Raw genomic sequence first — 24679 nt, forward strand, 5'->3', positions numbered from 1 at the left:
GCAGACAGTATCGGAGAAGATATGTCCAACGACAATTCCATGCACGCGACGACCATCGTCACTGTGCGCAAGGGCAACAAGGTGGTAATCGCGGGCGACGGGCAGGTTTCGCTCGGCCAGACCATCATGAAGGGCAATGCCCGCAAGGTGCGCCGCATCGGCAAGGGCAATGTGATTTCCGGCTTCGCGGGTGCGACGGCCGACGCCTTCACGTTGCTGGAGCGGCTCGAAGCCAAGCTCGAACAATATCCCGACCAGTTGACGCGCGCCTGCGTGGAACTTGCCAAGGACTGGCGCACGGATCGCTATCTGCGCCGGCTGGAAGCGATGATGCTCGTTGCGGACAAATCGGTGACGCTGGCGCTGACCGGCAACGGCGACGTTCTCGAACCCGAACAGGGCGTCATGGCGATCGGCTCCGGCGGCAATTACGCGCTCGCCGCCGCTCGTGCGCTGATCGACACCGACATGGATGCCGAGGAAATCGCCAAAAGGGCGATGAGAATCGCCGGCGAGATCTGCGTCTACACCAATGACAATGTCGTCATGGAAGTGCTGGATGCCGAATAGGCAGTTCTATAGCTTCCGCGCGGTCGAGCCGGACGATCTGCCGATGCTGGGGCAATGGCTGCGCCAGCCGCATGTGCGGCAATGGTGGGGCGATCCCGAAAAGGGCGTCGCCGAGATCGAAGCGGCGATGGACGAGATTTCCGTCGAGCCACTGATCGTGGAACTGGACGGAAAGCCGATCGCCTATCTCCAGTCCTACGACCCGCATCTGGAAGACGACCATCCCTATGCCGACCAGCCTACCGGAACGTTGGGGCTCGACATCTCCATCGGCGATGCCGATCTGATCGGCAAGGGCCATGGCAGCGCGATCCTTTCGCAGTTCGCAGCGGAACTGTTCGAGGAAGGCGCGCCGCGACTCGTCATCGATCCGCATCCCGACAACGCACAGGCGATCCGCGCTTACGAAAAAGCGGGCTTCCGCCACATCGACACGCGCAATTCCCAACATGGTCCGGCCCATTTGATGGCGCTGGACGCACCGCAAGACATGGAAACCACATGAGCACCTTTTCCCCCCGCGAGATCGTTTCCGAACTCGACCGCTACATCATCGGCCAGAAGGACGCCAAGCGCGCCGTCGCCATCGCGCTGCGCAACCGCTGGCGGCGCCAGCAGCTCGACAGTGGGCTGCGCGAGGAGGTGATGCCGAAGAACATCCTGATGATCGGACCGACCGGCGTCGGCAAGACGGAGATTTCGCGCCGCCTCGCAAGGCTCGCCGGCGCACCTTTCATCAAGGTTGAGGCGACCAAGTTCACCGAGGTCGGCTATGTCGGCCGCGACGTCGAACAGATCATTCGCGATCTCGTCGAAACCGCCATCGGCCTGACGCGCGAAAAGATGCGCGAGGACGTGAAGGCGCGCGCACATGTCAATGCCGAGGAGCGCGTTCTCGAAGCCCTGGTCGGCAAGACGGCGAGCCCGGCCACCCGCGATTCCTTCCGCAAGAAGCTGCGCGCGGGCGAACTCGACGACAAGGAGATCGAGGTCGAGGTCGCCGACACCGGAACACCGGCGGGCGGCTTCGAGATTCCGGGCATGCCCGGCGCGCAGATGCTCAACATCAACGACATGCTGCAAAAGGCGATGGGCGGCCAGCGCACCAAGACGCGCAAGACGACCGTCAAGGAATCCTACGGTCAGCTCATCAATGACGAGTCCGACAAGCTTCTCGACAATGACGAGGTGATCGCCCGCGCGCTCGACGTGACGCAAAATGACGGCATCGTCTTCCTCGACGAAATCGACAAGGTGGCCGGCTCGGATTCGCGGATGGGTCCGTCGCGCGAAGGCGTGCAGCGCGATCTCCTGCCGCTCGTCGAAGGCACCACGGTCGCCACGAAATACGGGCCGGTGAAGACGGATCACATCCTGTTCATCGCCTCCGGCGCGTTCCATGTCGCCAAGCCGTCGGACCTTTTGCCCGAGCTTCAGGGCCGCCTGCCGATCCGGGTCGAGCTGCGCGCACTGGAAAAGGACGATTTTCGCCGCATCCTGACCGAGACCGAGGCGAGCCTCATCAAGCAATATGTGGCGCTGATGGCGACCGAGGGCGTGACGCTCGATTTCACCGACGACGCGATCGATGCGCTGGCCGGGATCGCGGTGGATCTCAATTCCACGGTCGAGAATATCGGCGCGCGCCGGCTCCAGACCGTGATGGAACGGGTGCTCGACGACATATCCTACAATGCGCCGGACAAATCCGGTGAGACGCTGACGATCGACGCCGCCTATGTGGAGAAGAATGTCGGCGATCTGGCCCGAAACACGGATTTGTCGCGCTTCATCCTGTAGGTGATCTGCAACACCTCGCAATCATTTGAAAACCTCCATGCCCTTCGAGCCCTGTTCGCGCTCGACGGACATGGAGGCCGCACCTATGGTCGCGCCGCTCCTGACACTTCACCGGGTTTTTCATGATTCGCGCCATAGGGCTTGCCCTTTCCCTGTCGATCGCGTTCGCCGCCATGCCGGCATGGGCGCAGGTCAAGGTTCCTCCGGGCAACCGCAACGCGGAGCAGCCGGCGATACCCGGCGGATCGGCCAGCCGCACGCGGGCCATGGCGACGACTTATGAAGGCAAGTATCAAAGGGTGATGCGCCTGTTCCGTCAGGATGACGCCCTGCGCTCCAAAATCCGGCAGGTTTCAGCCCTTTACGGCCTCGATCCCGTCCACATGGCCGGCGCGATCGTCGGTGAGCATACCTATAATGTCGATGCCTACGATCGGCTTCAGACTTACTATGTGAAGGCCGTCTCCTACCTCACCACGAGTTTCCAGTTCGGCCATGGCGGCGAACTGGTCGGTGCTTTCGTTGAACGACCGCAATTTTCCGAATGCGACAAGTTCCTAGGCGACAGCTACGATCTATGGGCCTGCCGCGAACGGGTCTGGGATGGGAAGTTTCGCGGACAAATGGTGGATGGCACCTCTTTTCCCGACAACCGCTTCGGCGCGGTGTTCTTCCAGCCCTTCTATGCCGGGCAGACCTTCGGCATCGGCCAACTCAATCCGCTGACGGCGCTTCAGATGAGCGACATGGTGCACAAGGTCTCCGGCCTGCCGCGGCTCGACGCGTCCGATCCGCAGGCGGTCTATCGCACGATCATGGACCCGGATTTGACGCTGGCCTATGTGGCCGCGACGCTGAAAACGTCGATCGATGCCTATCGCCAGATCGCCGGCTTCGACATTTCGGACAATCCGGGCGTTACCTCGACGCTCTACAATATCGGCAGCCCTGAAGAACGTGCGCGCCGCCTTAAGCGCGAGAACGACCAGCGCCGCGCGAGCGGACAAAGCCCGCGCCTGCCGCAGGAGAATTATTACGGCTGGCTGATCAACGATCGGATCGACGATCTGAAGGCGCTGTTCTAGCTCTTTTTCGCCGCAAGCTCGTTGAGCAGGGCGGCCAGCCGCGCAATATCGTCCTCGCTGAGTGCGCCGATCCGTTCGGCGAGCCGGTTGGCCAGCATCGTGGCGCGCGGCGAGAGGCCCGCCGTGTCCACCACGACGCGCGGATCGGATGTCCAGGCAAGCGCCTCCAATTCCTCGGCCTCGTCCCAGATCACGTTGAAATAGCCGATGATCTTCTGGACCATCGCCCAGTTCGGCACCCCGCGCCGACCATGTTCGAGTGCGGAAAGATAGGCCGCGCTGACGCCGATCGCCGCCGCCATGTCCTTTTGCGCAACGCCGCGCTCGCGCCGCATCTGGCGCAGTTTTTCGCCGAAGGGCGTCACAGCGCGTCTCCCGGTCGCCGGCGCAGCCGCACATAGAGCGCGCCCTGCCCGCCATGATGGCGCGCGGCGTCTTCATGACCGGAAACGAGGCCGCGAAAGGCGGGGGTTGCGAACCATTGCGGTACCTGACGGCGCAAAATGCCGTCACTGCCCATCGACGACCCTTTCCCCGTAACGACCAGCACATGGCGACGCCCCTGCGCATAGGCACCGTGGAGAAAAGACAAAAGCGTGCCGTGGGCCTGCATCTGCGTCATGCCGTGCAGGTCGACCTTGCCCTCGATCGCGAGCCGACCCTTGGCGAGCTTCTTCCTGGTCGGCCTGTCGATGACGCCATGCTGTTGCGGGTGGCCACGCAGGGCCTGCGCCCGATCCCTGGCATCGGCCATCACCTGCGGCAGTTGCGGCGCCGTCGCCTCGCTGCCGGCAACGGCATCGTCTTCCTGCGGCACTTCGGGGACTGCCTTTCCCCTCATCGGCACGACGGAGCGCGCGATCTTCGACCACAGAATCTGATCTTCGCGGGTCAATCCTTTCGACCGCCGACTCATCGCATGCGCTCCGCTGCGGTTCGCGGAACGAGCATGGTGAATGTCGCGGCATGCTTGATGACGCCCGCAACCTCGCCTGCCGCGTCACCCGACCCGCAGAAGATATCGCCGCGCGCCGGTCCGACGATCGCCGAACCGGTATCCTGCGCGATCATCAGCCGGGCGAAATCCATATCTGGAACGTCGATGAAGAACGGCGTCCCAAAGCTGTGCAGCAGTCGGTCGACGGCCAGCGAACGCCCGGCCGTCAAAGGCACCTTGGCCGCCGCGACCGGCCCGAGCGCCGGGTCCGCCACCGGCGCGTCGCGGAAGAAGATGAACGAGCGGTTCTGCCAAAGAATCTCATCGATCCGGCGCGGGTTGGCTTTGAGCCACGCGCGAATGGATTGCATCGTCACGTTTTCGCGGGGAATTTCACCATTTTCTGCAAGAATGCGACCCGGCGCGGTAAAGGGATGACCGGTCTTTGCGGCATAGGTGACGCGACGTTCCGTGCCGTCGGTCATGCGAAGGCGGGCCGCGCCCTGGACGTGAATGAAGAACAGGTCGACCTTGTCGGCGACCCAGGCGAGTTCGAGACCACGACCCTGAAGCGCGCCGCGCTCGATCTCGCCGCGATCGAAGTAAGGTTGAAAACCTTGATCCGTCTTTCGGCCGAAGACGACGGTCTCGTCCCAGCCGGCGGGCCGGTTGACGTCGTCAATGTCGGCAAGGTCGCCGGGCTGCGACAGGATCGGAAACTGGAAGGAAGCCGTGCGAACAGGGCTCGCAGCGATGATCGGCTCGTAGAAGCCTGTCACGAAGCCTGTCGTGGCTATCCGCGCTGGGATGAAATGCCGCGCGAAGAAATCGCGGCAGTCCACACGGTCATTCGCCCGTGCGGCCGCGAAGGCCGGGGCGAAGTCTTCATGCGAGATGCCGAAGCTGCCTGTTCGATACGGCTTTTCGAGAGCGCGAAACGCCGACCTGCGAAATGCCTCGAAGGCGGCGCGGTGGTGGTCGCCGGGCCATCCCGCGATGTCTTCGAATGCAATGAAGCTCAGGGCTGCCGGCGCGTCCATGCCAGCTTTTTCGCTCTATTCTTCCGCTTCGGTCGCGACCAGCTTCCAGTTCGGGTCGCGCGACCTCGTGTCGCGGGCGAAGGTCCACACGTCCTTGACCTCGACCACCGTTTCCGGGTCGCCATCGACGACTTCGCCGGCGTCGTTGCGGGTCGCGGAGATCAACTCGCTGACGATGCGCAAGGTGATGTGGGCTTCCGACCCCTTCTGCTCGGCCGCAACGATGTCGGCCTTGTCGATGCCGACGAAGGACGACTGGACCTTCTCGTTCCGCGCCTCGCGATCCGAAATCGCCTGCACGAAGCCGTCATAGACCTCGCGCGAGAGAAGGTTCTTGAGGGTTTGGCGGTCGCCATCCGCATAGGCCATGACGATCATCTCGTAGGCCATGCGCGCCCCGTTTACGAATTCCTTCGGATCGAAAGTCGGGTCCGTCTGGCGAATTTCGCGAAGGCCGTCGTTGAGCGGCGTACCTTCCGGCGAGATCGAATCGATCGCCGAATAGTCGACATCGGGCGCGCCGGCGGCCGTCTTGCGGCGCGGCAGCGACACGACATTTTCGGGAGCGGGCTGCTGCTGGTCGTTCTCGGGCCGCGTATAGGGATCGTGCGGCGGACGCTCGCTGCCCGTACGACGGCCGAGGACGCTGCGGAGCTGGTAAAAGATAACCGCGGCGGCAACGACGAAAAAGATGGTTCCGAAATCGAAAAATTCCATGTCGTCCGCCAAAGACCCTATTGTCGTTACGCTATGGTGAAGTCTTCCGGCGCGAAATCAAGCGCCGCGTTTCCCCTGCATATAGATCGCGACCCCGCCGCATTCAAATGCGCTTGTGTCTTCCCTATATGATGACGAACTCATGTCGAGGCCCAACGTGCGATTTCCTGTCATTCCTCTCCTTATCCTCGCCATGCCTGCGGTCGAGATCGCAGTCCTCATCGCCGTCGGCAGCGAGATCGGCGTCCTGGCGACGCTCGGACTTCTTTTCGCCTCGGCAGTGCTCGGCGTCGTCCTGGTCCGCATCCAGGGTTTCAGCACCGTGCAGCGCATCCGCACCGAGCTCGATCGGGGCGGCTCGCCCGGCCGCGACCTCGTGCACGGCATGATGATCCTGGTCGCAGGCGTGCTGTTGATCATCCCCGGCTTCGTCAGCGACGCGATCGGGCTCCTCCTGTTCCTGCCGCCGGTGCGCGATCTGGGCTGGAGGCTTCTCAAAAGCCGCATCAAGGTGGCGACGGTCCAGACCGGTTCGGGATATCGGCGCGCACGAGAGGATGTCGTCGATCTCGACGAAGACGATTATCACGATCTCGACAACGATCCGCAACGACGCCCGCCCTTCGACCCGCGCCTTCCGCCGCGGTGAACTTGTCACGCTTGAGCCTGCGTGTTAGCGAACGCGCGATTTTGCCTGCGTGTTGGGAAACGCGCGATTTTTGAACGAATGAGCCGCGTGGTTCAGTCCTGCGCGCGATGAGAGGAAAACCCCGATGGCCGACACGCCCGAAAACACCAATGGTCAAAACGGCGCTGCCGCCGCAGCCAAGCCCACCGGGCAGACGGCGCAAGGCGCGACGTTCAACGTCGTCGCCCAATATGTGAAGGATCTGTCCTTCGAAAACCCGGGCGCGCCCGCTTCGCTGCGCAACCGTACCCAGCCGCCCGGCATCAATATCAACGTCAATGTCAACGCGAATCCGATCGCGGACAAGGAATACGACGTCGTCCTGACGCTCAATGCCAAGGCGGAAGCCGAAAACGCCGTCCTGTTCAATGTCGAGCTCGTCTATGGCGGCATCTTCCGCGTCGACGGTTTCCCGCAGGAGCACATGCTGCCGCTGCTCTTCATCGAGTGCCCGCGCCTGCTCTTCCCGTTCGCGCGCCAGATCGTCGCCGACATCACCCGTCAGGGCGGCTTCCCGCCCCTGATGATCGACCCGATCGACTTCGCCCAGATGTTCCAGCGCCGCATGGCCGAGGAACAGGCCAAGGCAAAGGTCGCCCAGCCGACAGGCACCGCCTGATCCGATCGCATCGAGAAATCGAAGAAAAACCCGGCTCGGAGCCGGGTTTTTCTATGATCCGCGGGCCGCTGCTGCATAGGAGGGTTCGACCACGCGCCAGACCGCATTTTCGCCGAGCGTTTCGACCAGTTGCCTGTGCGCTTCGATCTCTCCATCCGTCAGCCTCGGCGACAAGGGACGCGGGCGCGGCTTGATGACGACGATCGTACCGCCACCCGAAGCGTCGCCGCCGTCGCTGTTCTGAACGTCGAGCATCAGCGCTGCCTGCTTGCCACCGATCAGTTCGATATAGACTTCCGCCAGAAGCTCCGAATCCAGGAGCGCGCCGTGCTTGGTGCGGTGGGAATTGTCGATGCCGTAGCGCCGACACAGCGCATCGAGCGAGTTCGGTCCCATCGGATGCTTGCGCCGGGCGATCGCCAATGTATCCACAACGCGCGATGGTTCGACCATTGGAATGTCGAGCCGGGAAAACTCGGCATTCAAGAAGCCGATGTCGAAATTGGCGTTGTGCGCGATCAGGTCCGCGCCGTCGAGAAAGTCCACCAGTTCGGTGGCGATGCCGCTGAAAACCGGCTTGTCGGCAAGGGACGCGTCGGTGATGCCGTGAACCGCGAGCGCGTCGGGATGGACCTTGCGCCCTTGCGGGTTGATGAAGACGTGGAAGGTGCGCCCGGTCGGGAAGCGATTGACGAGTTCGATGCCGCCGAACTCGATGATCCGGTCTTCGGTCGAATCGAGGCCGGTCGTTTCGGTGTCGAAGATGATCTCACGCATCGGATCTCGCTTCTTCTCTCAGCTTTTCGACGATCGCCTCGACCGACCGCCGCGCCTCGTCCAATCCCTCGTCGCTTTCGACGACGAAATCGGCGCGCACCCTCTTTTCGGCGTCGGGAACCTGCCTTGCAAGGATGGCTTCGAACTTCTCCACCGTCATTCCCGGCCGGGCCAGGACGCGTGCGCGCTGCACCTCATCCGGTGCGGAGACGACGACGATCCGGTCGACCCGGCCTTCGCCGCCTGTTTCGAACAGAAGCGGAATGTCGAGAACCGCAAGCGGCTGGCCGGCATTGCGCTGCACTTCCAGAAAGGCGTCGGCGTCAGCGCGCACCAGCGGGTGAACGATGCGCTCGACCGTCCTGATCGCCTCGCCGTCGCCAAGAATGCGGCTTGCCAGCGCGGTGCGGTCGACAACGCCGTCCGTCACCGTGCCGGGAAACGCCGCCTCGATCAGCGGCGCGGCCTTCCCGGCATAAAGCCGGTGCACCGCCTCATCCGAATCGTGAACCGGCACGCCCGCCTCCAGGAAGAAGCGGGCTGTGGTGGACTTGCCCATGCCGATGGAGCCTGTCAGCCCGACGACGATCATCGTTTGCCCTCGATATCGGCGACGACCAGTGCGCGAAGGTCAGGCGAGACTTCGGGCCGCACGCCGAACCAGCGTTCGAAACCGGGAACTGCCTGATGCAGAAGCATTCCCAGCCCGTCGACATTTGCCAGTCCGCGGTCCCGCGCACGCTTCAAAAGCGGCGTTTCCAGCGGAGCATAGACGATGTCGGTGACGATTGCGTCATCGCCCAGCACCTCCAGATCGAGGTCGAGCGGCGGCTGGCCCTTCATGCCCAAAGAGGTCGTGTTGACCAGGATATCGGTGCGCGACAGAAGGGATTGCGCCGCAGCCAGCCCGGCGGGCTTCACGCCGGGAAATGCCAGCGCCAGTTCGCCCGCGCGTTCGGCCGTCCGGTTCGCCACGGTGATCTTTCCGATTCGGGCAGAGCGCAGCGCATGAAGCACGGCGCGGGCGGCACCTCCCGCGCCCAATACCAGCGCCGAACCCGCCCCACGCCATCGCGGCGCGCCGGCATCGAGATTTGCAGCGAACCCGTAGGCGTCCGTGTTGCCACCGACGAGCTCGTCCTTTTCCATCCACAAGGTGTTGACCGCGCCGATGGCGCCAGCCGCCTCGTCGCGCCGCGCGACACGCCGCCAGACCTCTTCCTTGTGTGGGATCGTGACGTTGCCGCCGACGAATTCGCCCGACGACAGCCGTTCGAGAAAGGCGTCGAGACCAGTCGGATTGACGTCGATCGCATCATACGATCCATCGATCCCGTGCTGTTTCAGCCAATGTCCATGGATCATCGGCGAGCGCGAATGCGCGATCGGATGGCCGATCACGAAGGCCTGCCTGCGTTCAGCCATCGATAGCGCCCAGTTCCCTCAATTTTTCCAGAAGCGGCAGCAACGGCAGGCCGACGATGGTGAAATGATCGCCCTCGATCTTTTCGAAGAGCTGGATACCCCTGCCCTCGATCTGGTAGGCGCCCACCGACGACAAGGCCGTATCCCCGACGGACGACAGATGACGACCGACAAAGCCGGGATCGAGCATCCGCATGGTCAGTTGCGCGATCGAGACGTGTCGCCAGATCGCCTCGCCGTCGAGCGCGATGACGATTGCGCTGTTCAGTTGATGCGTCCGGCCAGACAGTTTCAGGAGTCGGCGGCGCGCCTCTTCCATGTCGGCCGGCTTGTGGAACAGTTCGCCATCCATCGAAAGTGTCTGGTCCGAACCGATGACGAGCGTGCCTGGATGATTCTGACTGACATCGACGGCCTTGGCTTCGGCCAGGATCTGGGCAAGATCGTCCGCAGACATGCCGGATGACGCAACGGCATCTTCTACCGCGCGCTCGTCAATGCCGGGGCGCTCGACCGTGAAATCGATGCCGGCATCTTCCAGTATCTTTTTTCGGAAGGGGCTTCCCGATGCCAATATGATCGGTCTTGTCATGCTGTGTCCTCGCGAAGTGTCCTGTTGCGCAGGGCAACGATGGCGGCCGCCGTTTCCTCGATCGAGCGGCGCGTCACGTCAATGACCGGCCAGCCGTGCCGGTTGCAGATCTGCCGGGCATAGGCCAGTTCTTCCGAAATCGAAAGCCGGTCCACATAGGCGCCGTGATCGAATCCCGCCCCGCCGAGAATGCGGTTCTGGCGCACCTGCGAGATCCGTTCGGCCGTCGCGATCAGCCCGACGGTCAAGGGCCGCTTCGCCGTTACAATCTGGGGCGGGATGGGAACGCCGACGACGATCGGGACATTCGCGGTCTTGATGCCGCGATTGGCCAGATAGATCGATGTCGGCGTCTTGGAGGTGCGCGATATGCCGATCAGGATGATGTCGGCTTCCTCGATATCGGGCGGCAATTGCCCGTCATCATGCTCCATCGTGAAATTGAGCGCGTCGATACGGCGAAAATAATCGGCATCGAGCACATGCTGCGCGCCGACCCGTCGGCCGGCCGGCGTTCCCAGATAAGACTGGAAGACCAGAAGGACCGGCTCCAGAACCGAGACGGCGGGCAATCCCAGCGACTGGCAATGGGAATCGATTCGCCCGGCAAGATCCTGGTCGACCACGGTGTAGAGCACGATCCCCGGCGCATCCTCGATGTCGGCGAGAACGCGTTCGAGCTGTTTTTCCGTCCGGATCAGCGGATAGATATGCTCGATGGCGCGCGCATTCTTGTACTGGGCGGCAGCGGCACGGCCGGCCGCGAGCAGCGTTTCGCCGGTCGCGTCAGAAATCAGGTGGAGATGAAAGAAGTTTTGCGGCTTGTTCACGCGATTCTGCCTGGCCTGTGGGCGCCTGTGCATAAAGCTGGAGAGCGGCGGCGCGTGGATGGCGGCAATGTATCAGATCGCCGTTTCTCCACAATTCGCCCTGCTGTGAGAACGGATTCGCGCCTGTGAAAAAGATCGTGGGCAAGCGATGCGTTGTCCAAAGCACGCGCAAAGAGGCGCATTCGGACAGCAGCGATCGAACGTGCTGAATCGGAAGGCGGAATCGCGATCGTCCCCGGTGTTCATCAACAGGTTTCGCGATCCGCCCTGCGGCGATATAAGCACTGGTCGACGCGCACGGCGTCGGGGAGAAGCGGGAAACCCCGATTCCAACAGACTCTAAGAAACATAAGATTCGTTAAAAATTTCTTTTCTTTGTTAAGGCGCTCCCTGGAAAGGCCGAGAATGTCGATCGAACGCAAGATGCTGCGGGTATTGAAAGGCGAAGCGGTTTCGCCGCCGCCGATCTGGATGATGCGTCAGGCCGGCCGTTACCTTCCCGAATATCGCGAAGCGCGTAAAACAGCCGGAAGCTTTCTGGATCTCTGCTACAACCCGGATTTCGCGGTGGAAGTAACGCTCCAGCCGATCCGGCGTTTCGGCTTCGACGCATCGATCCTGTTTTCCGATATTCTCGTTATTCCTCACGCGCTTGGCCGGGACCTTCGCTTCGAGGAAGGGCGTGGGCCGCTGATGACGCCGATCGAGGCTGACGAGATCGAACGGCTCGATCCGTCGCGCATCCACGAGCATCTGGCGCCGGTCTACGAGACGGTGCGGCGGCTTCGTGCCGAACTTCCGGCCGAGACCACGCTGATCGGCTTTTGCGGCGCGCCGTGGACGGTGGCGACCTATATGATTGCCGGGCACGGCACGCCCGACCAGGCGCCGGCGCGTCTTTTCGCCTACCGGCATCCTACCGAGATGCGCACGCTTCTCGATCTTCTTGCGGATTGCTCGGCCGATTATCTCATTCGCCAGATCGAGGCCGGCGCGGATTGCGTGCAGATATTCGATTCCTGGTCGGGTGTCCTCGACGAAGCTTCGTTTCACGCATATTGCGTGCGACCCGTCCAGCGCATCGTTGGAAAGGTGCGCAAAACCTATCCAGATGTGCCGATCATCGGTTTTCCCAAGGGTGCGGGCGCTCAATATGAGGGCTACCGGAACATAACCGGCGTGACCGCTCTCGGTCTCGACTGGAGCGTTCCCTGGAACCAGGCGAAGCGCCTGCAAGCCGAGGGACCTGTCCAGGGAAATCTCGATCCGCTCAGGCTTGTCGCCGGAGGCTGGGCTCTGGACGAGGGTGTCAAACGCATATTGAGCGAGTTGTCCGATGGCCCCTTCATCTTCAATCTCGGCCACGGCATCACACCGCAAACGCCGATCGCGCATGTGGAGCGCATGATCGAACTCGTAAGGGGAACGGCTGGATGAGCGGGACGGAAAAAAAGCAGGCCGGACCCGGCGTCCGGGCGATGATCGGCCTAGCCGTCTTAGGCGCGCTGGCTGTTCTTGCGGCGCTTTTCTTTCCGGACCAGTTCTATCTGTGGGCCAAGGCCATCCACATCATCGCGGTGATCGCCTGGATGGCGGGCATGCTCTATCTGCCGCGCCTGTTCGTCTATCATGCCGAGGTCGCCACCGGTTCGCCGCAGTCGGAAACCTTCAAACTGATGGAACGGCGTCTTTTGCAGATCATCATCAACCCGGCGATGACGATTACATGGGTGCTCGGCCTGTGGCTGGCATGGAAAGGGTTTTCATTTTCCGGTGGCTGGCTGCACTTGAAGATTCTGCTCGTCGTCGCCATGTCCGGCCTGCACGGCTATTTCTCGAAGGCGGTTCGGCTCTTCGCCGAGGACCGTAACGAGAAGTCCGCCCGGCACTGGCGCATCATGAATGAAGCGCCGACAGTGCTGATGATTGTCATCGTCGTACTCGTCGTGGTAAAGCCGTTCTAACGATGCCGCATGTCGCTTGCGCTTCCCGGCGCACGGCGATAGAAGGGCAGTCCTTCCTATACGCAGCGCGGCGCGATCTTCCGTTGACGGCACGCCCCGCGCCGCAACCTTCCGACTTTCCATCGATTCTCCCACACCAAGCCGGTGCGTCCATGCAGGAAATGAAACTACAAGAGCTGAAGAGCAAATCGCCGACCGACCTGATCGCGTTTGCCGAATCGCTCGAGGTCGAGAATGCCAGCGTCATGCGCAAGCAGGAACTGATGTTCGCGATCCTGAAGAAGCTCGCCTCGCAGGAGATCGAGATCATCGGCGAAGGCGTCGTCGAAATTCTCCAGGACGGTTTCGGCTTCCTGCGCTCGGCGAATGCGAACTATCTGCCCGGCCCGGACGATATCTATATCTCGCCATCCCAGATTCGCCGCTTTTCTCTCAAGACCGGCGATACGGTCGAGGGGCCGATTCGCAGCCCCAAGGAAGGCGAACGTTATTTCGCGCTTCTCAAGGTCAACACGATCAATTTCGAAGACCCCGAGAAGATTCGTCACAAGATCCATTTCGACAATCTGACGCCGCTCTATCCCAATGAGCGCTTCAAGATGGAACTCGACGTTCCGACCTCGAAGGATATGTCGGCGCGCGTCATCGACCTCGTCGCGCCGCTCGGCAAGGGCCAGCGCGGGCTGATCGTCGCGCCGCCGCGCACCGGCAAGACCGTGCTGCTGCAGAACATTGCGCATTCGGTCGCGCAGAATCATCCGGAAGCGTATCTGATCGTTCTCCTGATCGACGAGCGGCCCGAAGAAGTCACCGACATGCAGCGCTCGGTAAAGGGCGAGGTCGTGTCCTCGACCTTCGACGAGCCGGCCGTGCGTCACGTTCAGGTGGCCGAAATGGTCATCGAGAAGGCGAAGCGCCTGGTCGAACATGGCCGCGACGTCGTCATCCTCTTGGATTCGATCACGCGTCTCGGCCGTGCCTACAACACCGTCGTGCCGTCCTCCGGCAAGGTCCTGACGGGCGGCGTCGATGCGAACGCCCTGCAGCGTCCCAAGCGCTTCTTCGGCGCGGCGCGCAATATCGAGGAAGGCGGCTCGCTGACGATCATCGCAACGGCGCTGATCGACACTGGCAGCCGCATGGACGAAGTCATCTTCGAAGAGTTCAAGGGCACCGGCAATTCGGAAATCGTGCTCGACCGCAAGGTCGCCGACAAGCGTATCTTCCCGGCCATGGACATCCTCAAGTCCGGGACGCGCAAGGAAGACCTGCTCGTCCAGCGCCAGGACCTTCAGAAGATCTTCGTCCTTCGCCGGATTCTCGCGCCGATGGGCACGACCGACGCGATCGAGTTCCTCATGGACAAGCTGAAGCAGACCAAGACGAATTCGGATTTCTTCGATTCGATGAATACCTGATCCGGCGACACATTCGCCGGGATCGGCTGAAGACTGGTGGATCGGCGGACAGGCATGTCCGCCGTTTTGCATTGGAGACTTGAATGGCTCAGGCCTCGACCATCTATGCTCTTTCAAGCGGCAAGCTACCCGCCGGCGTCGCGGTGGTGCGCATTTCCGGGCCGCATGTGCCCGATGCGATCCCAACCCTGACCGGGCGTCCTACACTATCTCCGCGGGTGGCGACGCTGGCAGATATTCGTGGCGAAGACGGATCCGTCATCGACAAGGCTCTGTGCATCCATTTCCCAGCGCCTAAGAGCTTCACGGGCGAAGACGTTCTGGAAATCCAGTTGCATGGCAGCCGGGCGGTGGTGACGGCGCTGCTGGATCGGCTGGCCACGCTGGAGGGGTTCGAGCCCGCCGAGCCCGGCGCCTTTACGATGCGTGCGTTTCTCAACGGACATATCGACCTGACCGCCGCCGAAGCACTTTCGGATTTGATTGTCGCGGAAACCGAAGCACAGCGTAAACTTGCACTGGCCAATGCCGACGGCGCGCAGCGCCGTCTTTACGAGGACTGGCGCAAGCAATTGATCTCGATCTGGGCTTCGGTTGAGGCCGATCTCGATTTTTCAGATCAGGAGGATGTTCCGGACGAATTCGGAAATGCCTTCGTCGGACCCATCGGCATGCTCATATCGGCGATCGAAGATCATCTGCGCGGTTTTGCGGCGGCCGAGATCATCAATGACGGCTATCACATCGTCGTTGCCGGACCGCCGAATTCTGGAAAGTCAAGCCTTATCAATTACTTAGCGAAACGCGAAGTTGCAATCGTAACCGACATCGCCGGAACCACACGGGATTTGATCGACATACGGATCGAAATCGGGGGTCATCTGGTACGCATCACAGACACGGCCGGACTGCGCGACGCGCAGGACGTGGTCGAGCTCATCGGTATCGAACGTGCCCACAGCGCAATGCGACAAGCCGATCTCGTCCTGCTGCTCGATGACGGGAGCAACGCCCCGATCGACGTGCCGGAAGAGGGAATGCTGAAGGTTTATACGAAGGCCGATGTCGTGGATCACATTCACGCACCCCGTATATCTACACGGACGGGGGAAGGTGTGGAGGCGTTGGTGACGCATATAGCCGACATGATCGATGAACATATCGGCGTTTTCGATACCATTCCTTCGCGTGCCCGGCACGTCGCGGAATTGACAAGCTGCCTTTCAAGCCTGAAATCTGCTACGACGCTTGCGGAACCGGAACTTATTGCCGAGGAGCTCCGCAAGGCGGCGGACGCCTTGGGGCGAACGACTGGCGCTGTCGACGTCGAGGAATTGCTCGGCGATATCTTCTCCCGGTTCTGCATAGGGAAATGACTCACGTGAAACATGGCTCAAAATATGATGTCGTAGTCGTCGGGGGAGGTCACGCAGGCGTGGAGGCCGCTACCGCCGCCGCCCGTATGGGCGCAAAGACGGCTCTCGTCACGATGAGCATCGACAATCTCGGCGTCATGTCCTGCAATCCGGCTATCGGAGGTCTGGGCAAGGGTCAGTTGGTGCGAGAGATCGATGCCTTGGACGGGATCATGGGGCGCGCGGCCGACCGTGCCGGTATCCAGTTCCGTCTTCTCAACCGGAGCAAAGGGCCAGCCGTTCAGGGCCCTCGTACGCAAGCCGATCGCAGGCTCTATGCGCGGGCTGTTGCCGACCTCGTTTCCGAGCAGGCTAATCTCGAGATCGTTGCTGACGAGGTGGTCGATGTCGCCATCGAGTCAGCGCGCGTCAAATCCGTGGTTCTGAAAAATGGCGGTGCCGTCACTTGCGGCGCAGTGGTGTTGACGACGGGAACCTTTCTTCGCGGACTGATCCACATAGGCGATCAACGCTTTCCAGCCGGCCGGATGGGTGAGCGGGAGACGTCGGGTCTAGCCCACACATTGAGATCGCTGGGACTTCGCCTTGGTCGCCTCAAGACGGGTACACCTCCCCGTTTGGCACGTCAGACCATCGACTGGAATGCGCTGGAGAAGCAGGAGGCCGACACGGACCCTGTGCCGTTTTCCATGCTGACGGAGAGGATCGAAGTTGAGCAAATCGCTTGCGCCATCACGCGAACGAATGCCGAAACCCACAAATTAATCAAGGAAAACATCGCGCGTTCGGCGATGTATAGCGGTGCGATCGAAGGCGTCGGCCCGCGCTATTGCCCGTCGATCGAGGACAAGATCGTTCGCTTTGGCGAACGTGACGGGCATCAGATATTTCTCGAACCGGAAGGCTTGGACAGCGATCTCGTATATCCCAATGGGATATCGACCTCGCTTCCGCTCGACGTGCAGACTGCTTTCGTAAGATCTCTTCCTGGCCTGCACAATGCGCAGCTTGTCCAGGCCGGCTATGCGATCGAGTATGATCACGTCGACCCGCGCGAGCTGACGCTTTCGCTCGAAACCAAAGCTTCGAAAGGGCTGTTTCTTGCCGGGCAGATCAACGGCACAACGGGTTATGAGGAGGCTGGTGCGCAAGGGCTCCTCGCCGGCATGAATGCGGCGCGTTCCGCTTCGGGCGCTCCACCGGTGATCCTGTCGCGAAGTGAAGCCTATATCGGTGTCATGATCGACGATCTTGTGACCAAAGGTGTCAGTGAACCTTACCGCATGTTTACGTCGCGTGCCGAGTTTCGCCTGTCTCTACGCGCCGACAATGCAGAGGAACGCCTGACTTCCTTGGGAATAACGGCCGGCGTTGTATCGTCGAAGCGGCAATCCGCATATGAAAATCGCCGTCGCAAGCTGGATACGGCAAAACGTTTGCTTCAATCGAAGAGCCTGACGTCGAGCGAAGCCATCGACCTTGCTCTTCCAATCAATGCCGACGGACGTCGCCGGACCGCTTTCGATCTGCTTGGATATCCCTCCATAGGATTCGACCGCCTGGGCGCAATTTGGCCGGAATTGAAAGAGGTCGACAGCAAAACAATCCGGTTGATCGATATCGAAGCAAAGTACGCCGTTTACATGAAGCGGCAAGAACGGGATATCGAACGGATCAAGCAGCAGGAAGCGGCTTCTTTGTCGAGCGATATCGACTACAACCAGATTCCGGGTCTGTCTGTCGAACTCAAAAGCAAGCTGGCTCGCGAGAAGCCTGTAACAATCGCTCATGCCGCGCGTATGGAAGGCATGACGCCCGCCGCGCTCTCACTACTTCTGGCATATCGCAAGCGTTATACGGAAGCGGCATGACCGGGCAGGACGGTGTAACAAATCTATCCGGTGTTTTGGTTTCACGTGAAACGCTGGAGCGGCTCCGTGATTTTGAGGAACTCTTCAAACACTGGAATAAGTCGATCAATCTCGCAGCGCCTTCAACGCTTGCAGATTTTTGGAAACGACATGTGCTCGATTCCATACAGATCTGGCGATACCGGCAAGGCGCGAAAAACTGGCTTGATCTAGGAAGTGGCGGTGGATTGCCGGGTGTGATCATTGGAATTCTTGCTGTAGGCGAGGATTTGCATGTCACGCTGGTAGAAAGCAACAATAAGAAGGCCGCGTTTTTGCGGACATGCGTGTCGCGTTACGGGTTGCCGGTCGACGTGCTTACCAAGCGCATCGAGAACGTTGATACGAAAAACACCGTCGATGTTATTTCCGCGCGGGCGCTGGCCGATCTCAACATGCTTCTGACGATGTCCAGCAGGTGGCTCGGGCCGGGTGCAGGGCGGGCGCTTTACCATAAAGGACGGGATTACGCCGCAGAAATCGTCGAAGCGCGTGACCGATGGGCATTTGATCTGATAGAGCATCAAAGCGTGGTCGATCCGATGAGTCGGATTCTCGAGATCTCGAATGTGAAGCGGTTGGAGCATTCATGATGGTCGCCAGGCGTCCGAGAATTATCACCGTGGCAAACCAAAAGGGTGGCGTCGGCAAGACGACGACGGCCATCAATCTGGCGACTGCCCTTGCCGCTATCGGCGAGAACGTTCTGATCGTCGATCTCGATCCGCAGGGCAATGCGAGTACGGGTTTGGGTGTCGAGCGCAGCGAGCGCGAGATATCTTCCTACGACCTCCTCATCGGTGACGTCACGATTGCCCAATCCGCCGTCAAGAATGCGGTCCCCGGTCTCGCCGTTGTTCCGTCGACCCTCGATTTGCTAGGTGTGGAGATGGAAATTTCCGCATCTCCGGATCGTGCGCTGAGATTGCGTAAAGCGATCGAAGCGCCAAACGGAGGGGCGGAGGCGTATGACTATATTCTCATCGATTGTCCCCCGTCGCTCAATCTTCTGACATTGAATTCGATGGCCGCTGCCGATTCGGTTCTCGTCCCGTTGCAGTGCGAGTTCTTTGCTCTCGAAGGTTTGAGTCAGCTTTTGCATACCGTCGATCAGGTGCGAAGCAGTCTCAATCCGCGTCTGACAATCCAGGGCATCGTCATGACGATGTTCGACGGGCGGAACAATCTTGCGAACCAGGTCGTGCAGGATGTGCGGACCCATATGGGTGACAAGGTGTATGAAACAGTGATTCCCCGGAACGTTCGTGTTTCGGAGGCACCGTCCTATGGTAAGCCGGCTATTCTTTACGATCTGAAATGTTCGGGCAGCCAGGCCTATCTTCAGTTGGCATCCGAAGTTATCCGTCGGGAACGTCTATTGCGTGCGGCTTAGGGAGAACGAGATGAGCGAAGATCTTTCACGCAAAAGGTTGGGCCGCGGACTTGCCGCACTGATCGGCGACCTCGACAGACCGGATGCGGGGCGCGACGAATTTTCTGCCGTGCGCGCAGACGGGATGGCGGCGATCGAACGTATCGCGCCGAATCCCCGAAACCCACGCCGTGCTTTCGCGGAGCCCGACCTTGAGGATTTGACGCAATCGATCCGTGAGCACGGAATCGTTCAGCCGGTCGTCGTAAGGCGTATGCCGGACGACAAATTCGAGATCATCGCCGGCGAGCGTCGTTGGCGCGCCGCACAGCGTGCCGGCCTGATCGACGTGCCGGTCGTGATTCGCGATGTGAGCGATCGGGTCGCGCTCGAACTCGCCATTATCGAGAATGTCCAGCGCGCTGATCTGAATGCCGTGGAAGAGGCGCTTGGTTATCAGCAACTGATCGACGAGCATAATTACACGCAGGCAGACCTCGGACAGGTGATCGGCAAAAGTCGCAGCCATGTTGCCAACACATTGAGACTGCTGAAGCTTTCGCAGCATGTTCGCGAGATGGTGACCGATGGTTCCTTGTCTGCCGGCCACGCGCGAACGCTCGTGACCGCAATCGACCCTGACCTTCTCGCCCGCCGCATCGTTGATGAAGGCTTGTCCGTGAGACAGGCGGAAGCGCTTGCGCAGCAGCCCGTCCGCATCGGCGAGCCAGCTAAGCCGCGAGCTGACGGAACCGTCCAGAAGGATGCGGATACGATTGCGCTCGAGAAGACCTTGTCCGATGCGCTCGGGCTGAAAGTGTCCATCACGCATGGACAGAAGGGCGGAGATATCAAGATCCGTTATTCGACCCTCGAACAACTGGACGGCATCTGCCACAAGCTGCAGCGAGCACACTGAAGCCTGGGCTCCCGCCTCGGACTCACGTGAAACACGGCGCGATCAACGCAGCCGGCTTGCCTCTATCGTAATCGCAAGCAGCGCCTGCCGGATGGTGGGCATGTCCAGACTGGCGCGTGTCCGTGATGCCAGCACGGTTGCCTGCAATCGGTCGAGGGCCCGAGACAAGGCCCGAGCATTCCAGCGCCGAACTGCATTTTCGACCGTATTTCGCCGGCTAAAAAATACGGGAGGGCGCGATGAAGCGACTGCGGCCGACGCCGAAGCGCCATTATCGACCGCACTTCGCAACAATTCCAGTTGCTGAAACTGCCGCATGACGGCCGAGAGCAGTTGAAACGGCGCATTGCCGGCCTTGATCCATCCCGCATAGGCACCGTCAAAGGCTGCGACATCGCCCACGAGGATCGCATCCGTGGCGTCGTCGAGCGATTTTGCCGACACGTCGCCGACGATTTCGGTGACGTGAGCAAGTTCGATGCGGCCCAGATCGCGCGCATAAAGCGAAAGCTTCTCGATCTCGCCGCGTGTCGCCAGCCGATCGCCACCGAGCGATGCCTTCAACGCCTGGCGCGCCTCGGGCGAAATGGCCAGGCCGTCGCGGCCGAGGACATCGTCGATGATGCTCTCGATCGTGCGCGCCTGATCCGCATAGCAGGGCAGGGCCATGCCGGCCGATCCGGATTCGACGGCGGCGCGGATCGGCGATCCCTTCTTCAGGTCTCCGCCCTCGATCAGGATGACGGTGGTCTCCGGCGGCTGCGCGCACAGATCTTTAAGCGCGGTTCCCAGCGCCTTCTGGGCTCCGGCGCCGCGCACCCATATCAGGCGGCGGTCGGCGAACATGGCGACGGTGTGCGCCTCGTCGAAAAGGCGACCGGGGTCGGCCTCAAGTTCCGAAGCGTCAAGCCTGACTGTGGAAAACGGATCGTTCGCCTTGAAACCCGACTGCAGGGCGAACTGGTTTGCGCGTTCTGACACGAGCCCGCGATCCGGCCCATAGACCAGAACGATGGGAAACGCGGTTTGCGGCCGTATCAGCCAGCCATCGACTTCGTGTGCCTTCTTCTGTGCCATCATATCTCCTTGGCCGCGTCAAAGGCACCGTTCGACACGATCAAGTCAATATGGCAAACCGGGGCATCGGCCGCGACAGCATGACCTGTCCGGAAGGCGTTGCATTTATGCTCCTTTTGCGCCCTATTGCAGATTAATCGACTACAGCACGGCAAAGGGCGCGCGTGACAAACGACGAAACGCCGGTCATCTCGATCAGCAACCTGCACAAGAGCTATGGCAATCTGGAAGTCCTGAAGGGTGTCGATATGACCGCGCCGCGCGGACATGTCGTGTCGCTCATTGGATCGTCGGGATCGGGCAAATCGACCCTGCTGCGCTGCTGCAACCTTCTGGAAGACAGCCAGGACGGCGAAATCCGGTTCGAAGGCGAGCCGGTCCGCTGGCGGGGCCACGGCCTTCATCGGCACCCCGCCGACAAGGGGCAGGTCATCCGCATCCGCTCCAACCTTTCGATGGTGTTCCAGCAGTTCAATCTGTGGGCGCATATGACGATCCTGCAGAACGTCATGGAGGCGCCCCTCACCGTCCTTCACCAGTCGCGCGAGGAGGTCGAGACGCGCGCGCGCGAGCTGCTCGACAAGGTCGGCATCGCAGAAAAGGCGGACGCCTATCCTGCGATGCTGTCGGGGGGCCAGCAGCAACGCGCGGCGATCGCGCGGGCGCTGTGCATGGAGCCGCGCGCGCTCCTGTTCGACGAGCCCACCTCCGCGCTCGATCCCGAACTGGAACAGGAAGTCGTCAGGGTCATCAAGGCGCTGGCCGAGGAAGGCCGCACGATGCTTCTCGTCACGCACGATATGCGGCTTGCCGCGGACGTTTCCGACCACGTCGTCTTCCTGCATCAGGGCAGGATCGAGGAGGAAGGACCACCGGATGCGCTTTTCGGCAATCCGCAGACGCAAAGGCTGCGTGGATTTTTGCGCGCCACTGAAGCATAAATAAAACATCAACCTACAGAGGGAAAAAGACCAATGAAAAAACTGATTTTGGCCAGCGTGGCGCTTGCCTTCGCATCGGGCACCGCTCTTGCGCAGGACGTCGTGCGCATCGGCACGGAAGGCGCCTACCCGCCCTACAACTTTATCAATGACCAGAACGAACTCGACGGTTTCGAGCGTGAGTTCGGCGATGCGCTGTGCGAACGCGCGGAACTGAATTGCGAATGGGTGCTGAACGACTGGGACACGATCATCCCCAACCTGGTCGGCGGCAATTACGATGCCATCATGGCCGGTATGTCGATCACGGAAGCGCGCAAGCAGGTCATCGGTTTCAGCCAGAACTATATGCCGCCGGACCTGTCGGCCTATATGGCCCCCGTCGGTGCGGATGAGAGCGTGCGGGACGGCGTCGTGGTCGTTCAGTCGAACACGATGCAGGCGAGCTACGTTGCCGAAACCGACGCAACGCTGGTCGAATTCCCGACCCCGGACGAGACGATCGCTGCCGTGCGCTCGGGCGAAGCCGATGCCGTCATGGCCGACAAGGACTTCCTGGTCCAGTATGTCGAGCAGGGCGATTTCGAATTCGTCGGCGAAGATATCCAGCTCGGCGAGGGCCTCGGCATCGGCCTGCGTCAATCCGACGAGGAACTGCGCGACACGTTCAACGCCGCCATCGACGAGATGAAGGCGGACGGTTCGCTGAACGAGCTCATCACCAAGTGGTTCGGCGCGGACGCACCGACCTTCTGATCCTCGCATGTGAAGCCGGGTGGCGCTTGCGCCGCCCGGAATGCCGCCCATGTTCGCATTTTGCACCGACCCGAGCACCCTGCCGGACTGGCAGTGGTTCGCCTGCTATCTGACGAGCGGGACGCATCTGGCGTTCTACTGGTCGTTCGTGGTCGTCATGGTGCTGATCCTTCTGGCGGCGCCCTTCGCGCTGGCGTTCGGGTTTGCCGGCGCGCTGGCGACGCGCTCGCACATGGCGCCTATACGCCTTGTCGGCCGCACCTATACGTCGATGGTGCGCGGCGTTCCCGACATCGTCTTCTTTCTCTTCATCCCGATCGCGATCGATCAGGCACTCGAATATATCCTGCATCAGGTTCGTTGCCCGGACTGGGACATGCCGATCCGGCGCGGAAACGACTTTCTCGTCTGCGCGCAGGCCAAGGTGCCGCTCTCGTCCTCGCCCGCCTGGGTGCATGATATCTACGCGTTTTCGCTGGCGCTTTTCGCCTTCGCGCTCGTCTTCGGCGCGTTCGCGGCCAACACGCTCTACGGCGCGATGAACGCTGTTCCCAAATCGCAAACGGAGACCGCTGAAGCCTACGGCATGACGAAGCCGCAGGCGTTCCGCCGTGTCCTGCTTCCGCAGATGTGGGTCTATGCCCTGCCCGGCCTGTCGAATCTGTGGATGATCCTGATCAAGGCCACGCCGCTTCTCTTCCTGCTCGGCATTCGCGACATCGTCTATTGGGCGCGCGAGCTCGGTGGCCAGAAGACCGGCTTCTACGCCTATCCGCATCCCGACTGGCGGGTCTGGTATTTCCTCGTCGTGCTCGTGTTCTACCTGGTGCTGACCGCATGCAGCGAGCGCGTCTTCGAATGGCTGATGCGCCGGTTCAGCCATGGGCAGGCGACGGCGGCCGGCGAGCGCCAGAGAAGGGCAGCGGCATGAGAAGCTGCCAGGAGAGTTTCGACGCCTATATCCTGCGATCCCTCGGGGGAGACTATGGCGAACGCCTTTTGCCGCGGGGCGTCGACATAACGCTTTGCGATCAGGTCTTCCTGATCGCATCCGGCCTGATCTGGAACGTCTATTTCGCAGCCCTCGCGCTCGCCGCCGGCTTCTTCGTGGCAACGGCGCTGGCCGTTGCGAAGTTCAGCGAGAATCCGTTCCTGAGCAAGCCGGCATCTGGATTCATCTTCCTATTTCGCGGTTCGCCGCTCTTCATCCAGTTCTTCTTCGCCTACGAGGTCTTCATCCTCTTGCCGCGCGCCGGCATTGAGATCAACCTTATCTTCACCACCATCACCGCCGAGACGCGCTGGCTGGCGCGGGCGACGAGCGGCGCCCTCGTCGTCCTGTGGCTCAACACGTCGGCCTATACGGCGGAGATCTTCTACGGCGCGCTGCGGGCGATTCCGAAAGGCGACCTCGAAGCGGCCGACGCCTACGGCATGAGCGGGTTCACCAAGTTCCGCCGGATCATCTGGCCGACCATGATGAGGCTCGCCTGGCCCTCCTACACCAATGAGGCGATCTTCCTCACCCATGCGACGACGCTGGTATTCTTCTCCGGTTTTCCCGCGTGGCAGCAATCGGGCGACGCGCTCTATTATGCGCGCTACTTCGCCGACCAGACCTTCAATCCGTTCGTCAGCTATCCGATCGTGGCTGCGTATTTCATCGTGTTGACGCTCGTCGTCATCGGTCTGTTCGGCATGGCCAACAAGCGATTGAACCGGCATCTTCCGCAGACGGTGCGCCCGAAATTCCGCTTCCGGCCGCAATATATAAGATAGGCGAAGCCCGGCCGGGATCTGCGGCGTTCGACAGCGGCTGGCGAGCCGCGCTATAGTCGAGCCGGGCAGGAACCGGAGACACGCGGC

At 61.2% G+C, this 24679-nt stretch carries 28 protein-coding genes; 18 read left to right on the forward strand and 10 right to left on the reverse strand.

Annotated elements, in window-relative coordinates; translation table 11 throughout:
* Window positions 1-21: 21 nt before the first annotated feature.
* The 4 genes from hslV to GTW25_RS08285 all read left to right on the forward strand — a co-directional run bounded on the left by hslV (window position 22) and on the right by GTW25_RS08285 (window position 3455).
* A complete protein-coding gene (hslV, locus tag GTW25_RS08270) occupies window positions 22-570 on the forward strand; it encodes an ATP-dependent protease subunit HslV (RefSeq protein WP_252911578.1) in 549 nt (182 codons plus the stop codon).
* Entirely contained in the window at window positions 560-1075 is a 516-nt protein-coding gene (locus GTW25_RS08275; protein ID WP_252911579.1) for a GNAT family N-acetyltransferase, read from the forward strand. Before hslV ends, GTW25_RS08275 begins: the two co-directional genes overlap by 11 nt.
* Window positions 1072-2370 (forward strand): ATP-dependent protease ATPase subunit HslU, encoded by a 1299-nt coding sequence (gene hslU / locus GTW25_RS08280; protein ID WP_252911580.1) that lies wholly within the window; start codon window positions 1072-1074, stop codon window positions 2368-2370. The genes GTW25_RS08275 and hslU overlap by 4 nt, the downstream gene beginning before the upstream one ends.
* Before the next feature lie 122 nt (window positions 2371-2492).
* A complete protein-coding gene (locus GTW25_RS08285; RefSeq protein ID WP_372493096.1) occupies window positions 2493-3455 on the forward strand; it encodes a DUF1402 family protein in 963 nt (320 codons plus the stop codon).
* On the opposite strand, the gene GTW25_RS08290 is transcribed toward GTW25_RS08285, so the two are convergent.
* The 4 genes from GTW25_RS08290 to GTW25_RS08305 are packed head-to-tail and all read right to left on the reverse strand — an operon-like array spanning window position 3452 to window position 6149.
* Window positions 3452-3820 (reverse strand): helix-turn-helix domain-containing protein, encoded by a 369-nt coding sequence (locus GTW25_RS08290; RefSeq protein WP_252911581.1) that lies wholly within the window; start codon window positions 3818-3820, stop codon window positions 3452-3454. The two genes, GTW25_RS08285 and GTW25_RS08290, sit on opposite strands and share 4 nt — an antisense overlap.
* Window positions 3817-4371 (reverse strand): Smr/MutS family protein, encoded by a 555-nt coding sequence (locus tag GTW25_RS08295; RefSeq protein ID WP_252911582.1) that lies wholly within the window; start codon window positions 4369-4371, stop codon window positions 3817-3819. Before GTW25_RS08295 ends, GTW25_RS08290 begins: the two co-directional genes overlap by 4 nt.
* A complete protein-coding gene (mltA, locus tag GTW25_RS08300; RefSeq protein ID WP_252911583.1) occupies window positions 4368-5432 on the reverse strand; it encodes a murein transglycosylase A in 1065 nt (354 codons plus the stop codon). The genes GTW25_RS08295 and mltA overlap by 4 nt, the downstream gene beginning before the upstream one ends.
* Window positions 5433-5447: 15 nt before the next feature.
* The gene (locus GTW25_RS08305) at window positions 5448-6149 is read right to left on the reverse strand and encodes a Tim44/TimA family putative adaptor protein (protein WP_252911584.1); all 702 of its coding nucleotides are present in this window, start codon (window positions 6147-6149) and stop codon (window positions 5448-5450) included.
* Window positions 6150-6306: 157 nt separating this feature from the next.
* Between GTW25_RS08305 and GTW25_RS08310 the strand changes: the two genes are divergently transcribed.
* Window positions 6307-6798: an FxsA family protein gene (locus tag GTW25_RS08310; RefSeq protein WP_252911585.1), complete on the forward strand. Its 492-nt coding sequence runs from the start codon at window positions 6307-6309 to the stop codon at window positions 6796-6798.
* A gap of 124 nt (window positions 6799-6922) precedes the next feature.
* Complete coding sequence (gene secB, locus GTW25_RS08315; protein ID WP_252911586.1) at window positions 6923-7456, forward strand: protein-export chaperone SecB; 534 nt, start codon at window positions 6923-6925, stop codon at window positions 7454-7456.
* A gap of 51 nt (window positions 7457-7507) precedes the next feature.
* Here secB and dnaQ read toward each other — a convergent pair whose 3' ends face one another.
* Genes dnaQ through GTW25_RS08340 form a run of 5 tightly spaced genes read right to left on the reverse strand, consistent with a single transcriptional unit; the run spans window position 7508 to window position 11080 of the window.
* Window positions 7508-8233 carry a DNA polymerase III subunit epsilon gene (gene dnaQ / locus GTW25_RS08320; protein WP_252911587.1) on the reverse strand — a complete coding sequence of 242 codons (726 nt, stop codon included), beginning with the start codon at window positions 8231-8233 and terminating at the stop codon, window positions 7508-7510.
* Window positions 8226-8825 carry a dephospho-CoA kinase gene (gene coaE, locus GTW25_RS08325; RefSeq protein WP_252911588.1) on the reverse strand — a complete coding sequence of 200 codons (600 nt, stop codon included), beginning with the start codon at window positions 8823-8825 and terminating at the stop codon, window positions 8226-8228. Before coaE ends, dnaQ begins: the two co-directional genes overlap by 8 nt.
* A complete protein-coding gene (locus GTW25_RS08330; RefSeq protein ID WP_252911589.1) occupies window positions 8822-9658 on the reverse strand; it encodes a shikimate dehydrogenase in 837 nt (278 codons plus the stop codon). The genes coaE and GTW25_RS08330 overlap by 4 nt, the downstream gene beginning before the upstream one ends.
* Entirely contained in the window at window positions 9651-10250 is a 600-nt protein-coding gene (locus GTW25_RS08335; protein ID WP_252911590.1) for a Maf-like protein, read from the reverse strand. The genes GTW25_RS08330 and GTW25_RS08335 overlap by 8 nt, the downstream gene beginning before the upstream one ends.
* The gene (locus tag GTW25_RS08340; RefSeq protein WP_252911591.1) at window positions 10247-11080 is read right to left on the reverse strand and encodes a pyruvate, water dikinase regulatory protein; all 834 of its coding nucleotides are present in this window, start codon (window positions 11078-11080) and stop codon (window positions 10247-10249) included. Before GTW25_RS08340 ends, GTW25_RS08335 begins: the two co-directional genes overlap by 4 nt.
* 405 nt (window positions 11081-11485) lie before the next feature.
* On the opposite strand from GTW25_RS08340, the gene hemE reads away from it, so the two are divergent.
* From hemE to GTW25_RS08380, 8 genes are all read left to right on the forward strand, one after another.
* A complete protein-coding gene (gene hemE / locus GTW25_RS08345) occupies window positions 11486-12517 on the forward strand; it encodes a uroporphyrinogen decarboxylase (RefSeq protein WP_252911592.1) in 1032 nt (343 codons plus the stop codon).
* Window positions 12514-13044, forward strand: a complete 531-nt coding sequence (hemJ, locus tag GTW25_RS08350) for a protoporphyrinogen oxidase HemJ (protein WP_252911593.1) — start codon at window positions 12514-12516, stop codon at window positions 13042-13044. The genes hemE and hemJ overlap by 4 nt, the downstream gene beginning before the upstream one ends.
* Window positions 13045-13196: 152 nt before the next feature.
* Entirely contained in the window at window positions 13197-14462 is a 1266-nt protein-coding gene (rho, locus tag GTW25_RS08355) for a transcription termination factor Rho (protein ID WP_252911594.1), read from the forward strand.
* Between the two features lie 83 nt (window positions 14463-14545).
* The gene (mnmE, locus tag GTW25_RS08360; RefSeq protein ID WP_252911595.1) at window positions 14546-15838 is read left to right on the forward strand and encodes a tRNA uridine-5-carboxymethylaminomethyl(34) synthesis GTPase MnmE; all 1293 of its coding nucleotides are present in this window, start codon (window positions 14546-14548) and stop codon (window positions 15836-15838) included.
* Window positions 15835-17709, forward strand: a complete 1875-nt coding sequence (gene mnmG, locus GTW25_RS08365) for a tRNA uridine-5-carboxymethylaminomethyl(34) synthesis enzyme MnmG (RefSeq protein ID WP_252911596.1) — start codon at window positions 15835-15837, stop codon at window positions 17707-17709. The genes mnmE and mnmG overlap by 4 nt, the downstream gene beginning before the upstream one ends.
* Window positions 17706-18341: a 16S rRNA (guanine(527)-N(7))-methyltransferase RsmG gene (gene rsmG / locus GTW25_RS08370; protein ID WP_252911597.1), complete on the forward strand. Its 636-nt coding sequence runs from the start codon at window positions 17706-17708 to the stop codon at window positions 18339-18341. The genes mnmG and rsmG overlap by 4 nt, the downstream gene beginning before the upstream one ends.
* Window positions 18341-19141, forward strand: coding sequence for a ParA family protein (locus GTW25_RS08375; protein ID WP_252912048.1), 801 nt, complete (start codon window positions 18341-18343; stop codon window positions 19139-19141). The genes rsmG and GTW25_RS08375 overlap by 1 nt, the downstream gene beginning before the upstream one ends.
* Before the next feature lie 10 nt (window positions 19142-19151).
* A complete protein-coding gene (locus GTW25_RS08380) occupies window positions 19152-20039 on the forward strand; it encodes a ParB/RepB/Spo0J family partition protein (RefSeq protein ID WP_252911598.1) in 888 nt (295 codons plus the stop codon).
* 42 nt (window positions 20040-20081) lie between these two features.
* On the opposite strand, the gene holA is transcribed toward GTW25_RS08380, so the two are convergent.
* A complete protein-coding gene (gene holA, locus GTW25_RS08385) occupies window positions 20082-21116 on the reverse strand; it encodes a DNA polymerase III subunit delta (protein ID WP_252911599.1) in 1035 nt (344 codons plus the stop codon).
* 164 nt (window positions 21117-21280) lie between these two features.
* On the opposite strand from holA, the gene GTW25_RS08390 reads away from it, so the two are divergent.
* Genes GTW25_RS08390 through GTW25_RS08405 form a run of 4 tightly spaced genes read left to right on the forward strand, consistent with a single transcriptional unit; the run spans window position 21281 to window position 24592 of the window.
* Complete coding sequence (locus GTW25_RS08390; RefSeq protein ID WP_252911600.1) at window positions 21281-22057, forward strand: ABC transporter ATP-binding protein; 777 nt, start codon at window positions 21281-21283, stop codon at window positions 22055-22057.
* 33 nt (window positions 22058-22090) lie between these two features.
* Window positions 22091-22813 carry a transporter substrate-binding domain-containing protein gene (locus GTW25_RS08395; protein WP_252911601.1) on the forward strand — a complete coding sequence of 241 codons (723 nt, stop codon included), beginning with the start codon at window positions 22091-22093 and terminating at the stop codon, window positions 22811-22813.
* A 49-nt stretch (window positions 22814-22862) separates the two neighbouring features.
* Window positions 22863-23744, forward strand: a complete 882-nt coding sequence (locus tag GTW25_RS08400) for an ABC transporter permease (protein ID WP_252911602.1) — start codon at window positions 22863-22865, stop codon at window positions 23742-23744.
* Complete coding sequence (locus GTW25_RS08405; RefSeq protein ID WP_252911603.1) at window positions 23741-24592, forward strand: ABC transporter permease; 852 nt, start codon at window positions 23741-23743, stop codon at window positions 24590-24592. The genes GTW25_RS08400 and GTW25_RS08405 overlap by 4 nt, the downstream gene beginning before the upstream one ends.
* Window positions 24593-24679: the final 87 nt, after the last annotated feature.

Source organism: Aliihoeflea aestuarii (assembly GCF_024105665.1).
Classification (GTDB): domain Bacteria; phylum Pseudomonadota; class Alphaproteobacteria; order Rhizobiales; family Rhizobiaceae; genus Aliihoeflea; species Aliihoeflea aestuarii.

Bases quoted from the DNA above. Each gene is read 5' to 3' on its own strand.
- GTW25_RS08335 (WP_252911590.1), bottom strand. From the start codon at position 10,250: ATGACAAGACCGATCATATTGGCATCGGGAAGCCCCTTCCGAAAAAAG.
- mltA (WP_252911583.1), bottom strand. From the start codon at position 5,432: ATGGACGCGCCGGCAGCCCTGAGCTTCATTGCATTCGAAGACATCGCG.
- GTW25_RS08330 (WP_252911589.1), bottom strand. From the start codon at position 9,658: ATGGCTGAACGCAGGCAGGCCTTCGTGATCGGCCATCCGATCGCGCAT.
- GTW25_RS08285 (WP_372493096.1), top strand. From the start codon at position 2,493: ATGATTCGCGCCATAGGGCTTGCCCTTTCCCTGTCGATCGCGTTCGCC.
- mnmE (WP_252911595.1), top strand. From the start codon at position 14,546: ATGGCTCAGGCCTCGACCATCTATGCTCTTTCAAGCGGCAAGCTACCC.
- rsmG (WP_252911597.1), top strand. From the start codon at position 17,706: ATGACCGGGCAGGACGGTGTAACAAATCTATCCGGTGTTTTGGTTTCA.
- hslU (WP_252911580.1), top strand. From the start codon at position 1,072: ATGAGCACCTTTTCCCCCCGCGAGATCGTTTCCGAACTCGACCGCTAC.
- dnaQ (WP_252911587.1), bottom strand. From the start codon at position 8,233: ATGCGTGAGATCATCTTCGACACCGAAACGACCGGCCTCGATTCGACC.
- GTW25_RS08395 (WP_252911601.1), top strand. From the start codon at position 22,091: ATGAAAAAACTGATTTTGGCCAGCGTGGCGCTTGCCTTCGCATCGGGC.
- GTW25_RS08275 (WP_252911579.1), top strand. From the start codon at position 560: ATGCCGAATAGGCAGTTCTATAGCTTCCGCGCGGTCGAGCCGGACGAT.
- coaE (WP_252911588.1), bottom strand. From the start codon at position 8,825: ATGATCGTCGTCGGGCTGACAGGCTCCATCGGCATGGGCAAGTCCACC.
- GTW25_RS08295 (WP_252911582.1), bottom strand. From the start codon at position 4,371: ATGAGTCGGCGGTCGAAAGGATTGACCCGCGAAGATCAGATTCTGTGG.
- secB (WP_252911586.1), top strand. From the start codon at position 6,923: ATGGCCGACACGCCCGAAAACACCAATGGTCAAAACGGCGCTGCCGCC.
- hemJ (WP_252911593.1), top strand. From the start codon at position 12,514: ATGAGCGGGACGGAAAAAAAGCAGGCCGGACCCGGCGTCCGGGCGATG.
- GTW25_RS08380 (WP_252911598.1), top strand. From the start codon at position 19,152: ATGAGCGAAGATCTTTCACGCAAAAGGTTGGGCCGCGGACTTGCCGCA.
- GTW25_RS08400 (WP_252911602.1), top strand. From the start codon at position 22,863: ATGTTCGCATTTTGCACCGACCCGAGCACCCTGCCGGACTGGCAGTGG.
- hemE (WP_252911592.1), top strand. From the start codon at position 11,486: ATGTCGATCGAACGCAAGATGCTGCGGGTATTGAAAGGCGAAGCGGTT.
- rho (WP_252911594.1), top strand. From the start codon at position 13,197: ATGCAGGAAATGAAACTACAAGAGCTGAAGAGCAAATCGCCGACCGAC.
- GTW25_RS08405 (WP_252911603.1), top strand. From the start codon at position 23,741: ATGAGAAGCTGCCAGGAGAGTTTCGACGCCTATATCCTGCGATCCCTC.
- holA (WP_252911599.1), bottom strand. From the start codon at position 21,116: ATGGCACAGAAGAAGGCACACGAAGTCGATGGCTGGCTGATACGGCCG.
- mnmG (WP_252911596.1), top strand. From the start codon at position 15,835: ATGACTCACGTGAAACATGGCTCAAAATATGATGTCGTAGTCGTCGGG.
- hslV (WP_252911578.1), top strand. From the start codon at position 22: ATGTCCAACGACAATTCCATGCACGCGACGACCATCGTCACTGTGCGC.
- GTW25_RS08305 (WP_252911584.1), bottom strand. From the start codon at position 6,149: ATGGAATTTTTCGATTTCGGAACCATCTTTTTCGTCGTTGCCGCCGCG.
- GTW25_RS08375 (WP_252912048.1), top strand. From the start codon at position 18,341: ATGGTCGCCAGGCGTCCGAGAATTATCACCGTGGCAAACCAAAAGGGT.